At 70.7% G+C, this 13519-nt stretch carries 14 protein-coding genes; 3 read left to right on the plus strand and 11 right to left on the minus strand.

Annotation, left to right across the window (positions count from 1 at the left end; all coding sequences use genetic code 11):
* Positions 1-121: 121 nt before the first annotated feature.
* Positions 122-958 (minus strand): methyltransferase domain-containing protein, encoded by an 837-nt coding sequence (locus ABZ564_RS24730; RefSeq protein WP_360860472.1) that lies wholly within the window; start codon positions 956-958, stop codon positions 122-124.
* Between the two features lie 70 nt (positions 959-1028).
* Here ABZ564_RS24730 and ABZ564_RS24735 point away from each other — a divergent pair, with 70 nt between their 5' ends.
* Both ABZ564_RS24735 and ABZ564_RS24740 read left to right on the plus strand, forming a co-directional pair.
* Positions 1029-2912 (plus strand): prolyl oligopeptidase family serine peptidase, encoded by a 1884-nt coding sequence (locus ABZ564_RS24735; RefSeq protein ID WP_360860475.1) that lies wholly within the window; start codon positions 1029-1031, stop codon positions 2910-2912.
* A 72-nt stretch (positions 2913-2984) separates the two neighbouring features.
* Positions 2985-3842: an SURF1 family protein gene (locus ABZ564_RS24740; protein WP_360860478.1), complete on the plus strand. Its 858-nt coding sequence runs from the start codon at positions 2985-2987 to the stop codon at positions 3840-3842.
* Between the two features lie 151 nt (positions 3843-3993).
* Here ABZ564_RS24740 and ABZ564_RS24745 read toward each other — a convergent pair whose 3' ends face one another.
* From ABZ564_RS24745 to ABZ564_RS24785, 9 genes are all read right to left on the minus strand, one after another.
* The gene (locus ABZ564_RS24745; protein WP_360860481.1) at positions 3994-5205 is read right to left on the minus strand and encodes a hypothetical protein; all 1212 of its coding nucleotides are present in this window, start codon (positions 5203-5205) and stop codon (positions 3994-3996) included.
* Positions 5202-5777 (minus strand): SigE family RNA polymerase sigma factor, encoded by a 576-nt coding sequence (locus tag ABZ564_RS24750; protein WP_360860484.1) that lies wholly within the window; start codon positions 5775-5777, stop codon positions 5202-5204. The genes ABZ564_RS24745 and ABZ564_RS24750 overlap by 4 nt, the downstream gene beginning before the upstream one ends.
* 384 nt (positions 5778-6161) lie before the next feature.
* Positions 6162-7226 carry an aspartate-semialdehyde dehydrogenase gene (locus ABZ564_RS24755; protein WP_360860487.1) on the minus strand — a complete coding sequence of 355 codons (1065 nt, stop codon included), beginning with the start codon at positions 7224-7226 and terminating at the stop codon, positions 6162-6164.
* On the minus strand, positions 7223-8494 hold the full coding sequence (locus ABZ564_RS24760; RefSeq protein WP_360860490.1) for an aspartate kinase: 1272 nt from the start codon (positions 8492-8494) through the stop codon (positions 7223-7225). The genes ABZ564_RS24755 and ABZ564_RS24760 overlap by 4 nt, the downstream gene beginning before the upstream one ends.
* Positions 8495-8780: 286 nt before the next feature.
* Positions 8781-9461, minus strand: coding sequence for a hypothetical protein (locus tag ABZ564_RS24765; RefSeq protein ID WP_360860492.1), 681 nt, complete (start codon positions 9459-9461; stop codon positions 8781-8783).
* Positions 9374-9772, minus strand: coding sequence for a LamG-like jellyroll fold domain-containing protein (locus tag ABZ564_RS24770; RefSeq protein ID WP_360860495.1), 399 nt, complete (start codon positions 9770-9772; stop codon positions 9374-9376). Before ABZ564_RS24770 ends, ABZ564_RS24765 begins: the two co-directional genes overlap by 88 nt.
* 86 nt (positions 9773-9858) lie before the next feature.
* Complete coding sequence (locus tag ABZ564_RS24775) at positions 9859-10518, minus strand: DUF5063 domain-containing protein (protein ID WP_360860498.1); 660 nt, start codon at positions 10516-10518, stop codon at positions 9859-9861.
* Positions 10519-10610: 92 nt separating this feature from the next.
* On the minus strand, positions 10611-11210 hold the full coding sequence (gene recR, locus ABZ564_RS24780) for a recombination mediator RecR (RefSeq protein ID WP_018514171.1): 600 nt from the start codon (positions 11208-11210) through the stop codon (positions 10611-10613).
* Between the two features lie 79 nt (positions 11211-11289).
* On the minus strand, positions 11290-11628 hold the full coding sequence (locus ABZ564_RS24785) for a YbaB/EbfC family nucleoid-associated protein (protein ID WP_360860614.1): 339 nt from the start codon (positions 11626-11628) through the stop codon (positions 11290-11292).
* 394 nt (positions 11629-12022) lie between these two features.
* Between ABZ564_RS24785 and ABZ564_RS24790 the strand changes: the two genes are divergently transcribed.
* On the plus strand, positions 12023-12808 hold the full coding sequence (locus ABZ564_RS24790) for an SLATT domain-containing protein (protein ID WP_360860617.1): 786 nt from the start codon (positions 12023-12025) through the stop codon (positions 12806-12808).
* A 48-nt stretch (positions 12809-12856) separates the two neighbouring features.
* Here the strand turns inward: ABZ564_RS24790 and ABZ564_RS24795 are convergent, their stop codons facing one another.
* A complete protein-coding gene (locus ABZ564_RS24795; protein WP_360860501.1) occupies positions 12857-13507 on the minus strand; it encodes a hypothetical protein in 651 nt (216 codons plus the stop codon).
* Positions 13508-13519 lie beyond the last annotated feature (12 nt).

The following is a 13519-nucleotide window of genomic DNA, read 5'->3' on the forward strand; positions in this document are numbered from 1 at the left end:
CCATCAGCAGCGAACCGATGGCCAGGGTCTCGCCCATGCCCCAGTCGATCGTGCCGTTCTCCACCGAGGCGGCGCGGCGCTGCATCTGCGGGAGCCGAAGCCGGGGCGGTGCCACCCCTCGTCATGCTGCCGGGCGAGTCGCCTTGAGCGAGTACATCAAGGGGATGCGAGGGCGGTCCGGCGGGTAACGGAAGAAGTCGTCCGCGCCGCGTTTCAGAACCGGGAAACGGGCGAAGAGTGAGGCGTCGTGCTCGTGCAGGAACTCGATCCGCAGGCCCGCCGCGGCCAGCGCGGACACCACACTGCCCACCGGGTGCTGCCACTCGACGCTGCGGTTGTGGACGGTCGGAGCGTCGAAGTCCGCGTACGTGCCGGGCGTCTCGTCCACCCATGCCTCGCGGCTGAAGTAGTCGTGCACGATCCGCGAGCCCGTCTCGTCGTCGAGACAGTCCGTGAGCGGATGGAACTCCGCCAGGTAGAGGAAGCCACCCGGCGCCACCAGTGAAGCGGCCGTCTCCGCCCAGCGGTCGATGTCGGGCAGCCAGTTCAGCGCGCCGACGCCCGTGTAGACGATGTCGTACGAGGAGTCCGGTACGGCTTGGGCCGCGTCGTACACGTCGGCGGCGACGAAGGCCGCGCGGTCGGGGCCCAGCCCCAGGTCCTGGGCGAGGGCGCGGGCGGTCTCGACGGCCGGTTCGGAGAAGTCGAGACCGACGACCTGAGCCGCACCGTGCCGCGCCCAGGAAAGCGTGTCGAGTCCGATGTGGCACTGCAGGTGCAGCAGCGACCGGCCGGTCACATCGCCGACCTCGGCCAGCTCGAAGGGCCGCAGGGCGTCCTTCCCCGCGCGGAAGGCGTCGAGGTCGTAGAAGTCGCTGCCTGCGTGGATGGGCACACGCTCATCCCACATCCTGCGGTTGGCTTCGCGCCAGTCGGACGGTATCGGAGCGGTGGACATGTCGGCGAGGTTATCCACAGGCTGCGGACGAAGCGAACGGATTGTCGGGCGTACGACGCAGAATGGGGTCATGACTGAGGCAACTGGTTCGTCGACGACCGCATCCGTACCGGTGTGGGAACAGCGTTTCCGGGCTCCCCGGGTGTCGCTGCCCGACTGGGCCGAGGAGGCACCGGACCGCGCGTTGTTCGTGTCCAACGCGACGGGCACCTACGAGTTGTACACATGGGACCGGGCGACCGGTGAGCAGCGACAGGTGACCGACCGGCCGAACGGGACGACGGACGGCGTGCTGACGCCGGACGGCGAGGCCGTGTGGTGGTTCGACGACACCGACGGGGACGAGTTCGGGTTGTGGATGCGCCGGCCGTTCCACGGCGGGGTGGACGCGGTGACCGAACCGGCCGCCCCCGGCCTCGGACCGTCCTACCCGGCCGGCCTCGCGATCGGCCGGGACAACACGGCGGTGATCGGCCGTTCGACGGACGAGGACGGCACGACGGTCCACGTCGTACGGCCGGGCGCGCCCCCCGTCGAGATCTACCGCCACCGCGAGTCGGCCGGGGTCGGCGACCTCTCGCACGACGGGACGCTGATCGCGCTGGAGCACACCGAGCACGGGGACGCGATGCACTCCGCGCTGCGCGTGGTGCGGCCGGACGGGACGACGGTGGCGGAGCTGGACGACACAGAGGGGGGTACGAAGGAGCTGGGCCTCGCGGTCCTCGGGTTCGCACCGGTCGCCGGGGACACCCGGCTGCTGGTCGGGCACCAGAGGCGCGGGCGCTGGGAGCCGATGATCTGGGACCCGGTGGCGGGGACGGAGACGGACCTGGCCATCGATCTGCCGGGAGATGTGGGCGCCGAGTGGTATCCGGACGGCTCGGCGCTGCTCATCGAGCACGGCTTCGAGGCCCGCAGCGAGCTCTGGCGGTACGAGCCCGCCACGGCCGAGGGGAGGCTGGTGCGGGTGGAGACGCCCACCGGTACGGTCTCGGGTGCCACGGCCCGGCCGGACGGGACGGTGGAATACCTCTGGTCGTCGGCGGCCGAGCCGCCCGTCGTCCGGTCCACGACCGGTGCGGTGGTGCTCGATCCGCCGGGCGCCAAGGCTCCGGGGTCGGTGCCGGTCGAGGACGTGTGGGTGGACGGGCCCGGCGGCCGGATCCACGCGCTCGTCCAGCGTCCGCCCGCCCCCGCCGAGGGGCCGTTCCCGACGGTCTTCGAAATCCACGGCGGCCCGACCTGGCACGACAGTGACGCCTTCGCGGCCGGCCCCGCCGCCTGGGTGGACCACGGTTACGCGGTCGTCCGGGTCAACTACCGCGGCTCGACCGGTTACGGACGGGCGTGGACGGACGCGCTCAAGCACCGGGTCGGGCTGATCGAGCTGGAGGACATCGCGGCGGTGCGGGAGTGGGCGGTGAAGTCCGGCCTCGCGGACCCGGCCGCTCTGGTCCTGGCCGGCGGCTCCTGGGGCGGTTACCTCACCCTGCTCGGCCTCGGTACGCAGCCCGGCGACTGGGCCCTCGGCCTGGCCGCGGTCCCCGTCGCGGACTACGTCACGGCGTACCACGACGAAATGGAGGCCTTGAAGGCGATGGACCGCACACTGCTGGGCGGGACACCGCAGGAGGTGCCCGAGCGGTTCGAGGCATCGTCACCCCTGACGTACGTCGACGCCGTGCGGGCCCCCGTCTACATCTCGGCCGGCGTCAACGACCCGCGCTGCCCGATCCGCCAGGTCGAGAACTACGTGGACCGGCTGAAGGAACGCGACGCGGTGCACGAGGTCTACCGGTACGACGCGGGGCACGGCTCGCTCGTCGTGGAGGAGCGGATCAAGCAGGTCCGGATGGAGCTCGACTTCGCCCGGCGCCATCTGGCGGGGCTCTCGCCCGCAGGGCCCGCCGGCCCGGCCGGTCCGGGTGAGGGGACGCCGGCCGGCGGGTAGGGGCCGGATAAAGGGTGGCTTTCCGGGTGCCCCCGCTCCGGCCGAGCGGAGCGGGGACCGTACCGTGGAGGGGTGTACCGGTTCCTGCTGACCCCGCGATGGTGGGGGATCAACCTCTTCGTCGTACTGGCCATTCCGTTCTGCGTGTTCATGGGCACCTGGCAGCTCGGCCGCTTCGAGGACCGCGTGCACACGCACGACGCCGCCGAGAAGCAGCCCGCGCCGGGCACCCGGGCCGCCAAGCCGCTCGACAGTTTGCTGCCCGTCGACACGAAGACCTCCGGCCGGCCCGCCACCGCGACCGGACGGTACGCGGACCGCTTCCTGGTACCCGGCCGCGAGCTGGACGGCCGGAAGGGCTTCTACGTCCTGGACATGCTGCGCACCGACACCGGCAAGGCCCTGCCGGTGGTACGCGGCTGGCTGCCCGGGAAGCCGGGACAGACCCGGGTGCCGCCCGCGCCTTCCGGCCGGGTCACGGTGACCGGCGAGCTCCAGGCTTCGGAGAACGCGGGCACCGCCGGGGTCGGCGCGACGGGCGGGCTGCCGGACGGTCAGGTGGGCATGATCAGCGCCGCATCACTGGTCAACCTCGTGCCGTACGACGTGTACGACGCCTGGGTGACGCTCCCGAAGAGCGACGCGGACGGCTCCGAGAAGGCCGCGGGCGCCTCGGGCACCTCGGCGGACGCGGCCGGTGATGCCGCCCGGGCCGGCACGACCGCGCTGCGCCCGGTTCCGGCCACCGCACCGGAGGGCAGCGGACTCGACCTCAAGGCCTTCCAGAATCTCGGCTACACGGGTGAGTGGTTCGTCTTCGCCGGGTTCGTGGTCTTCATGTGGTTCCGCCTGCTCCGCCGCGAGGCCGAGGCCGCCAGGGACCTGAAGCTGGGACTGGTCCCCGACACGGAGAACCCTTCCGGGGCGTGAGCGAGGAGCTCAGGGACCCACCGGGCAGCGGTCCCGGCCCGCGGTTCGTCCCAGGCCGGGCTCCCGGGCCTGCACTCCGGTCCGGTCGGCTGTGCCGGCCGGCCCCGGCCCCGGACCTGCGCTCCCGGCATGCCTCGCCCGGCCCCCGCTCCTACGACGAAGGTTCCAGGACGCCCGTCCGGTAGATCGTGCCCGCGCAGGCATTGTCGATCTTCGTCGCGGCGACCGGTGCCCCGGGCTCCGGGGTGTGCTGCACAGAGATGCTGCCCGGTGCGGTGCCCGCGCCGTCGGCGGTGCCGAACTGCGTCTCCGTACCCGTCTCGCTCTCCTCGGTGCCGCCGGTCGCCGCGGTCCCGGCGGAGGAGCCGCCGTCGCCGGCGCCCTCCGCGCCGTCCGTCGGCGTCGGGGAGGGCGAGCCGCCCGTGGAGGGGCAGGTGTCCTCGGGGACCCAGGCGAACTGCACCTCGTAGACCATGTCCGGCTTCAGCAGGACGGTGGCCTCCTCGGTGTCGGGGTCGGGCAGACCGGATGCCGGATCGCCCTCGGTGTGCCGGACGACCTCGATCCGGGTGGGGTCGGCGGCGCCCATCGCCTCGAAGCCCACGGTGCCGCCGCTGCTCACCGAGCAGTCCGTGCCGGACACATTGGCGATGCGGAAGGCCCCGTACACCGTGCCGTCGGCACCCGCGGCCCCGGCCGTGGCCGCCTTCACGCCGAGCTGCCCCGGGTCGCACGCGGGCAGGTCGCCCTCCGCGCTGACGGTGGGATCGGGGGACGCGCCGGTCGTGTCGCCGTCCTGCCTCTGGCCGGTGCTGCCGGTCGGGCTCACGGTGCTCTCCGGGAGCCCCTGGCCGCCGTTGGGGTGTCCGCCGCCGCTCTCGCCGCCGCTCCCGTTGCCGGAGTCCGCGCCGTGGGGGTCGCCGTTGCCGCCCTGCGTCTGTTCGCCGTGGCCGGCGATGGCGGGGCTGGCGGTGCTCGCTCCCCCCGAGTTGGCGACGTGGACGAACGCGGGGATCGCGGTGCCGACCAACAGGACGGCGGCCGCCGCACCCACCAGGGCCTGCCGTCGCCGGGCCCGCCGTGCGGGCACCGCCCGCTGCAGCCGGTCGAGGCTGCCCTCGCTCGGTTCCAACCCCTGCACGACGCCGTGCATCATGCGGCGCAGCGCATCCTCGTCGACGCCGTTACCGTCGTCGTCGAGGGGGCCGCTCCCGCCGGACGAGCTGCCACCACCGAACGGCCCGTCGCCGAACAAGTCGGCAGGGGTCGTGAAGCCCACGGTGTCGCCGTCCCCTGCGCCCCGGCCGCCGTGCAGCGGGTCCTGTTCATGATCGTGATCGTGGTGGTCGCCACGCCGGCTCATACCTGCGCCTCCATCACCACGCGCAGGGCCGCGATGCCGCGGGACCCGTACGCCTTCACCGAGCCCAGGGAGATCCCCAGCGTCTCGGCGACCTGGGCCTCGGTCATGTCCGCGAAGTAACGGAGGACCAGCACCTCGCGCTGGCGCCTCTGCAGACCGCGCATCGCCTTGATCAGCGCGTCCCGCTCCAGCTGGTCGTACGCGCCCTCCTCCGCGCTCGCCATGTCCGGCATCGGCTTCGAGAGCAGCTTCAGCCCGAGGATGCGGCGGCGGAGCGCGGAACGGGAGAGATTGACGACGGTCTGGCGCAGGTACGCGAGAGTCTTCTCGGGTTCGCGGACCCGGTTGCGCGCGGAGTGCACGCGGATGAACGCCTCCTGCACGACGTCCTCGCAGGACGCCGTGTCGTCCAGCAGCAGGGCCGCGAGGCCGAGCAACGAACGGTAGTGGGCACGGTAGGTTTCGGTGAGATGGTCGACGGTGGTTCCGGCTGCCACCCTCTCCTCAGCGCCCTCGCGCTGCGAAGGCAGCCCCGTCCGACGCGCGGCGGGCACGGGCGCGATCACCGGCATGCCGCCGGCTGCACGGGTCCGTCGGAGCGGTCGCACCGAAGCGCCGCGCAAGGGGCCCACCACTGTGATATCGAGAACCTCTGCCACGCCAGTTGGACACGCTTCCCCCCGTCAGGGTTGTACGCATACGGCACCGCGTTTGAGGCCCTGCGATATGCCTTCATACGTACCCGCTCTTCCCCAGATGCCCCGCACATGCGCCCCGCCGCGCAAGAAGTGACCGCTTAGACGCCTGGCGCCCGACCCGCGGTTGCAACGAACCGAAAAGGTCATCGTCGGTTACGGCGACTCCCCAGCTCAAGAGGTTCAGACCAGCAAGTTGCTCACAGGCCGTTCACAGAACGTACAAAACTGGCTCGATCCGGGCCTCGTGACCGTGCCCGGTCAAGGCCGGGGAAATTCGGCGGCCACCGATTCGGCGATCTGCGCCACGTTGAGTGCCGCGCCCTTGCGGAGGTTGTCGCCGCAGACGAAGAGCTCCAGCGCCTGCGGATCGTCCAGCGAGCGCCGGACCCGGCCGACCCAGGTCGGGTCGGTGCCCACCACGTCGGACGGGGTGGGGAAGTCACCGGCGCCCGGACTGTCGTACAACACCACTCCGGGAGCCGTCGCCAGGATCTCGTGGGCCCGGTCGACCGCGACCTCGTTCTCGAAGCGGGCGTGCACGGACATCGAGTGCGCGGCGACGACGGGCACGTAGACGCAGGTGGCTGTCACCCGCAGGTTCGGCAGGCCGAGGATCTTGCGGCATTCCTCACGGATGGCCAGCTCCTCCGACGACCAGCCGTCTCCGGCGTCCGTTCCGGCCCACGGGACGACATTGAGCGCGACCGGCGCGGCAAACGGGCCACCATGCGTGTCACCCACGATGCGGCGTACGTCGCCCGGCTTCGTACCCAGTTCCGTGCCGGCCACCATCGACAGCTGTTCGCGCAGCACGGCGACTCCGTCGCGTCCGGCGCCGCTGACGGCCTGGTACGAGGAGACGACCAGTTCGCTCAGGCCGAATTCGGCATGCAGGGCACCGACCGCGACGATCAGCGCCAGCGTGGTGCAGTTCGGGTTCGCGACGATGCCGCGCGGTCTCATCCGTACGGCATGCGGGTTGATCTCGGGCACGACGAGCGGAACGTCGTTGTCCGTACGGAAGGCCGCGGAGTCGTCGATGACGACGGCGCCCTTGGACGCGGCGATCGGGGCCCAGCGCGCGGAGACATCGGCGGGCACCAGGAAGAGCGCCACGTCGATGCCCTCGAAGACGTCCTCGGTGAGTTCGAGGACCTCGCTCGCCTCACCGCGTACGACCAGCTTGCGGCCGGCCGAGCGCGGTGAGGCGACGAGTCTGACCTCGCCCCAGACGTCCGCGTGCTGCGAAAGGATCTGGAGCATGACGCCACCGATCGCCCCCGTCGCGCCAACGACCGCGAGCGAAGGGCGGCGTACGGTCATCGGCCGGTGCCGCCGTACACGACTGCCTCGTCGGAGTCGCTGTCGAGGCCGAAGGCGGTGTGCACGGCGCGCACCGCCTCGTTGACGTCGTCCGCACGGGTGACCACCGAGATGCGGATCTCGGACGTCGAGATCAGCTCGATGTTCACGCCGGCGTCGGACAGTGCCTCGAAGAAGCCCGCGGTGACGCCGGGGTTGGTCTTCATACCTGCGCCGACCAGGGAGATCTTGGCGATCTGGTCGTCGTAACGCAGCGAGTCGAAGCCGATCACACCGCGATTGCGCTCCAGAGCGTCGATGGCCTTGCGGCCCTCGGACTTCGGGAGCGTGAACGAGATGTCCGTCAGGCCGGTCGACGCGGCGGAGACGTTCTGCACCACCATGTCGATGTTGACCTCGGCGTTCGCGATCGTACGGAAGATCGCGGCGGCCTCGCCCGGCTTGTCGGGCACGCCGACGACGGTGATCTTGGCCTCGGAGACGTCATGGGCGACTCCGGAGATGATCGCGTGCTCCACCTGCTGGTCCCCTTGCGGCTCGTTGCTGACCCAGGTGCCGCGCAGTCCGGAGAAGGACGAGCGGACGTGGATCGGGATGTTGTAACGGCGTGCGTACTCGACGCACCGGTGCAGCAGCACCTTGGAGCCGGACGCGGCCAGCTCCAGCATGTCCTCGAAGGAGATCCAGTCGATCTTGCGGGCCTTCTTCACGACCCGCGGGTCGGCGGTGAACACGCCGTCCACGTCGGTGTAGATCTCACAGACCTCGGCATCCAGCGCGGCCGCGAGCGCGACGGCAGTGGTGTCGGACCCGCCTCGGCCGAGAGTGGTGATGTCCTTCTTGTCCTGGGACACACCCTGGAACCCCGCGACGATCGCGATGTTCCCCTCGTCCAGCGCCGTACGGATACGGCCCGGCGTCACATCGATGATGCGCGCTTTGTTGTGGACCGAGTCGGTGATGACGCCTGCCTGGCTCCCGGTGAACGACTGGGCCTCGTGGCCCAGGTTCTTGATCGCCATGGCCAGCAGCGCCATGGAGATCCGCTCTCCCGCGGTCAGCAGCATGTCGAACTCACGCCCGGCCGGTATCGGGGATACCTGCTCGGCGAGATCGATCAACTCGTCCGTCGTGTCGCCCATCGCTGACACCACGACAACCACCTGGTTGCCGTTCTTCTTGGCATCGACGATTCGCTTGGCGACGCGCTTGATGCCCTCGGCATCGGCTACGGAGGAGCCTCCGTACTTCTGCACGACAAGGCCCACGTGCGCTCCTCGCTCAGTCCATTACTGCGGTCAGCTCAGTTTAACGAGCAGCCGGGAAACGCCCCGCTGATACCGCATGCTGAGATATCCCGCTCACCACGTGATCACCGACGTGTCGCCCCGAACCCCTCGTGCCCGACTGCTGCCCACCGGACACGTACGCATTCCCCTTTGTGGCCCAGCCCACACGTGACCGGGCCACGGGTTCCTGACCTTCGTGGCGCTCAGGTGCCGCAGGTGTAGCAGACGTCGGTGCCCCACTCGAGCTGCCCCACGTCGCCCTCGCTCAGCGCACCGGAGAAGACCTGTACCTCGTCGAGCGCACCGTGGAAGTACCCCCCCAGCCGTCAGCCGTGTGCCCGCGTCCCACCTGGAGCCCTCCCGTACTGGTCCACGCCGAACGGAAAGCCGTGTCGGACGCCATGCCGTCCACGTACAGCGTGACCCGGTCTCGGCTCGCGTCGTGCACGACGGCGATGTGGCTGCCGTTCCCGCTGCTGGACGCCGCCTCTTGGCGGCCGACCACCGTCTCGTCCGTTCCTTGGGCGTCCGCGTGGCCCATCACCAGCTCGAACGTGTGCGTGGAAGGCACGTAGCGCACCTTGAACGCGTCGCCGTGTTCCCCGCCCTGCGAGAGCACGGTCATCGGATGCGCGGGTTCCTGGTCCGCGAAGCGGACCAGGGCACCGAAGGTGAAGCTGTCACCGGTGTCGACGGCCGGGCCGTCCGTGGCCGCGTACCCACCGGCGCCGTCCAGCTCCAGGTGCCCGGAGCCGACAAGAGCATCGGCGCCACTCGACAGGGGGTCGCAGCCGGGGTCGGCCGCCGGGTCGCACGGCTGGGCGGGCCGCGTGTAGATCGAGGCGCCCGGCGCGAGCCTCAGCGACTCCCCACCGTGGACATCGGGGCTGAGTCCGTCGGCCGTGCCCTCCAGGGCCCAGTGAGCGCGCTCCTGCGGGGCACGCATGGCGAGCTCCGCAGCCTCCTCGGGCACGACGACCCGGTCGTACGCACGGACGTCACCGATCTCGCCCTGCCGGCGGTCCCGGTACCCGGCCTTGCCGCGTGCCCGGCCGATCTGGAAGTCCCCGGGGCCGTCGAGGGCGCGACCTCGGCCGGGGCACCCGTCTCCTCACCGTTCACGTAGAGGTGCGCCTTGCCCGTCTCGGCGTCGTACACACCGAGCACGTACAACCACTCACCCACCTCGGGACGGGCGCCGCTCACCTGCTCGCCATCGGTGCCGAACGACCAGACCGGAACGAAGCCCGTGATCATCACAGACTGTGAGGGAGGCTAATAGCGAGCACTGAGAACGTCGGTGACGTTGGGGGAACCACCTGGCCGGATGGACCGAGCACCCGCTACTTCACCGGCCGCAGGCCCAGCGGCCCCGCGATCTCCTCGACCATGACACGGCCCGCCTCCTCCGCGAGGTCGACGTCGGCGGCGTCCTGGTCGGTGTCCAGGCCGTCCAGCTCCTGGAGGGGCTGGTTGAGGCGGATGTGGGCGATCAGGGACTGGAGGGCGCGCAGGGTGGCGGAGGCGGTGGAGCCCCAGTTGGAGAAGTAGGAGAACTGCCACCACCACAAGGCCTCGGTGGTCCGGTCCTCCTCGTAGTGGGCCAGGCCGTGGCGCAGGTCGGTGACGAGGTCGGCCAGGTCGTCGGAGATGCGGGCCGCGACCGGGGCCTTGCGGGGCTCGTACGGGTCGAAGACCTCGGAGTAGACATCGATCGGCTCCAGGAGGACCGCGAAACGCTCGCGCAGGCCGTCGGCATCCGGCTCGGCGCCCAGATCCGGCTCATAGCGGTCATCGGGGACGATGTCCTCGTACGCGCCGAGCCTGCCACCGGCCAGCAGGAGCTGGGAGACCTGGAGGAGCAGGACCGGAACGGCCTCTTCCGGCTCCTCGACCCTGGATACCTCGGTGACCGCGACGATGAACGTCTTGATCTGGTCCGCGATCTGGACCGCGAAGTCGCCGGGGTCCTGCGTGACGGTGTTCAGCGTGGCGTCAGACATCGAAGAGACCTCCCGTGTGCACGGTCGGAGACGGTGAGTAGAAGATAACCGCGCTGAGCGTAAAGCCGTCGTGAGATGCGGGGGCAAAACCGTCAGACATCCAGCAGTCGCCTCCCCTCGAAAGCGCGGCCGAGCGTGACCTCGTCCGCGTACTCCAGGTCGCCTCCCACCGGCAGGCCGCTGGCCAGCCGGGTGACGCGGAGCCCCATCGGCTTGACCATCCGCGCCAAATACGTCGCGGTGGCCTCGCCCTCCAGGTTGGGGTCGGTCGCCAGGATCAGTTCGGTGATGGAACCGTCGGCGAGGCGGGCCAGCAGCTCGCGGATGCGCAGGTCGTCCGGCCCGACGCCCTCGATGGGACTGATCGCCCCACCCAGCACGTGGTAGCGGCCACGGAACTCACGGGTCCGCTCGATCGCGACGACGTCCTTGGGCTCCTCGACCACGCAGATGACCGACCGGTCGCGGCGCTGGTCGCGACAGATGCCGCACTCCTCCTGCTGGGCCACATTGCCGCAGACCGCGCAGAAGCGGACCTTGTCCTTGACCTCCAGGAGGGCATGAGCCAAGCGCCGTACGTCCGTGGGCTCCGCCTGCAGCACGTGGAAGGCGATCCGCTGCGCGCTCTTGGGACCGACGCCGGGCAGCCTGCCCAGTTCGTCGATGAGGTCCTGAACCACGCCTTCGTACAACGGAACGCCTTCCTGACTGAGTCGGCTGAGTCCTGATACGTACCGTAGGGGGTACGTACGGTCTTGGGTATGCGGCCGGTCAGAACGGCAGGCCGGGCATGCCGCCGCCCAACCCCTGGGTCAGCGGGCCGAGCTTCTGCTGCTGAAGCTGCTGGGCGTTCTCGTTGGCCGCCTGGACCGCCGCGACGACGAGGTCCGCGAGGGTCTCGGTGTCCTCCGGGTCCACCGCCTTCGGATCGATCACCAGGCCACGCAGCTCGCCCGAGCCGTTGACCGTCGCTTTGACCAGGCCGCCGCCCGCCTGACCGTCCACCTCGGTCCTGGCGAGCTCCTCCTGGGCCTGGGCGAGCTCCTGCTGCATCTTCTGGGCCTGCTGCAGCAGCTGCTGCATATTGGGCTGACCACCACCGGGAATCACGGTCACTCCAGGCATTTCGACGACAGATGTTTCGGTACGCCGAGCCTACGTTGTCCCCGGGCGACGCGCCCCACCCGCCGAGGAGCAACTCTTTCGGGTGAGATCGGGAGAGCGGTGCCGAGACTCCTATACCTGACCAGAGGCCGTATGCACCCGGGAATACCGCGATTTCGACCCCACGGCCCACCATTCGGCGGTAGGAAGGGCATGCGTCCCGATACGCACGCGCATACCCCTTGTCACGCATGGTTACGCACGGGGGACTGCCCGTTGTGTCCGGACGCATGGAGCAGCCAGGGAGCAGAGCAGAGATCCGCCCCGTCGTCGAGTACGCGGTCGTGAGCACGCGTCGCTATGCAGCATGCAGAGGAGTACCCCGGTGAGTCAGCCGGAGATGCAGCCCGAAGTGCCGCCCCGCAAGTCCGGCGCGTCCGGTCCGGCGGGTGCGGCCGCTCCTTCCGATACGGGCTCCGGCGCCGAGGGCCGTGCGGGGCGGGGCCGTGACCTGACCGGGGAGCCGTTCCCGCTGGGCGACTGGGGAGAGCCCGCCCAGCGGCTGGACGAGCTCTACCGGTGGCTGGAGGCGGACGCGCTGCGCACCGCCGACTGGTATCTGAACGACCGGCTGTGGAAGCGGCGCGGGGCCAGGGCGCTGCGGATGGGCACCGCGGCCGGGGTGGTCGCGGGCGCCGCCCTGCCGCTGCTCGACCTGACCGGCGCACTGCACGGCGCGGCCGGCTGGGGGTATCTGTCGTTGCTGCTCGGCGCCGCGTGTATGGCGTGCGACCGGTACTTCGGCCTGACCTCGGGCTGGATAAGGAACCTCGCGACCGCGCAGGCCGTGCAGCGGCGACTCCAGGTGCTCCGGTTCGACTGGGCATCGGAGTGCGTACGGGAGGTGCTCGGCCCGGCCGAGGGCACGGCGAGCGAGGCGACCGAACGGTGCCTGGGGGTGCTGCGGCGCTTCTCCGAGGACATCACGGAACTCGTACGGTCGGAGACCGCCGACTGGATGGTGGAGTTCCGGGCCGGCCCGGCGCCACTGGGTATGCAGGCCCTGGTCTCCGGTGGCTCCGGGAACGGGCGGCCGGAGCCGGGGACGGCACCCGGACGCTTCCCGCTCCAGTCGATGGGCCGGCCGAACATGCCGCGGCAGCGGCCGCCGGAGTCCCCGCGCTGACCGGTCTGCGGCCGGTGCGGGGACTCCGGCGAAAGGCGCCGGACCACCTCAGCTGAAGACGATCATCGATCCCTGGGCGAGGCTGCGGGTGGCCGCGGCGTGCAGGCCGAGCCAGACGTGGCGCTCCCGGGCGAAGGGGTTGTCGTCGTACGGGACGGAGTTCGCCGGTTCCTCCAGTTCGGTGGGTGCGGCGGGCGGCAGGGGTGCGGCCGGCGGGTTCGCCGGGTCGATTCCGATGGCCGGTGCGACGAACTCCAGCTCCCGCAGCAGCCCGTGCGCCGAACCGAGCGGGCCGCCGGCCACCAGCAGCTCGTCGGTGGAGACCGGGGCGGCGAAGTCGAGCGGTACGTACGCCCCCGCGTGGTCGAAGTGCCACACCAGGTGCGACTGCCGGGCCGTCTGCTCGAACATCTCCAGCAACTGCTCGTAGTCCCCGCCCAGCTCGTCGACCGGGGTGACGGCGAGGCCGCTGAGCTGGAGCAGGTAGGCGCGGCGCAGGAAGTGCAGGGCGTCGTAGTCGAAGCCCGCGACCGGGGCGACGTCTCCGGTCAGTCCCGGCATGTACGCGTAGACAGGGACGGACGGCAGGCCAGCCTCGCCCAAGGCCTTGTCGTAGAGGGCGATCTCTTCGGCGAAGGGGTTGTCGGGGCTGTGGCACAGCACATCGACAAGGGGGACCAGCCACAGGTCACAGGCCACGAAGTCTCGCTC

The organism is Streptomyces sp. NPDC019224 (genome assembly GCF_040632605.1).
Classification (GTDB): domain Bacteria; phylum Actinomycetota; class Actinomycetes; order Streptomycetales; family Streptomycetaceae; genus Streptomyces.

What these genes read in the sequence shown, in the direction of transcription:
- ABZ564_RS24730 (WP_360860472.1), bottom strand. Translation starts at nt 958, where the DNA reads ATGTCCACCGCTCCGATACCGTCCGACTGGCGCGAAGCCAACCGCAGG.
- ABZ564_RS24735 (WP_360860475.1), top strand. Translation starts at nt 1,029, where the DNA reads ATGACTGAGGCAACTGGTTCGTCGACGACCGCATCCGTACCGGTGTGG.
- ABZ564_RS24745 (WP_360860481.1), bottom strand. Translation starts at nt 5,205, where the DNA reads ATGAGCCGGCGTGGCGACCACCACGATCACGATCATGAACAGGACCCG.
- ABZ564_RS24750 (WP_360860484.1), bottom strand. Translation starts at nt 5,777, where the DNA reads ATGCCGGTGATCGCGCCCGTGCCCGCCGCGCGTCGGACGGGGCTGCCT.
- ABZ564_RS24755 (WP_360860487.1), bottom strand. Translation starts at nt 7,226, where the DNA reads ATGACCGTACGCCGCCCTTCGCTCGCGGTCGTTGGCGCGACGGGGGCG.
- ABZ564_RS24765 (WP_360860492.1), bottom strand. Translation starts at nt 9,461, where the DNA reads ATGCGTGCCCCGCAGGAGCGCGCTCACTGGGCCCTGGAGGGCACGGCC.
- ABZ564_RS24770 (WP_360860495.1), bottom strand. Translation starts at nt 9,772, where the DNA reads ATGATCACGGGCTTCGTTCCGGTCTGGTCGTTCGGCACCGATGGCGAG.
- ABZ564_RS24775 (WP_360860498.1), bottom strand. Translation starts at nt 10,518, where the DNA reads ATGTCTGACGCCACGCTGAACACCGTCACGCAGGACCCCGGCGACTTC.
- ABZ564_RS24790 (WP_360860617.1), top strand. Translation starts at nt 12,023, where the DNA reads ATGCAGCCCGAAGTGCCGCCCCGCAAGTCCGGCGCGTCCGGTCCGGCG.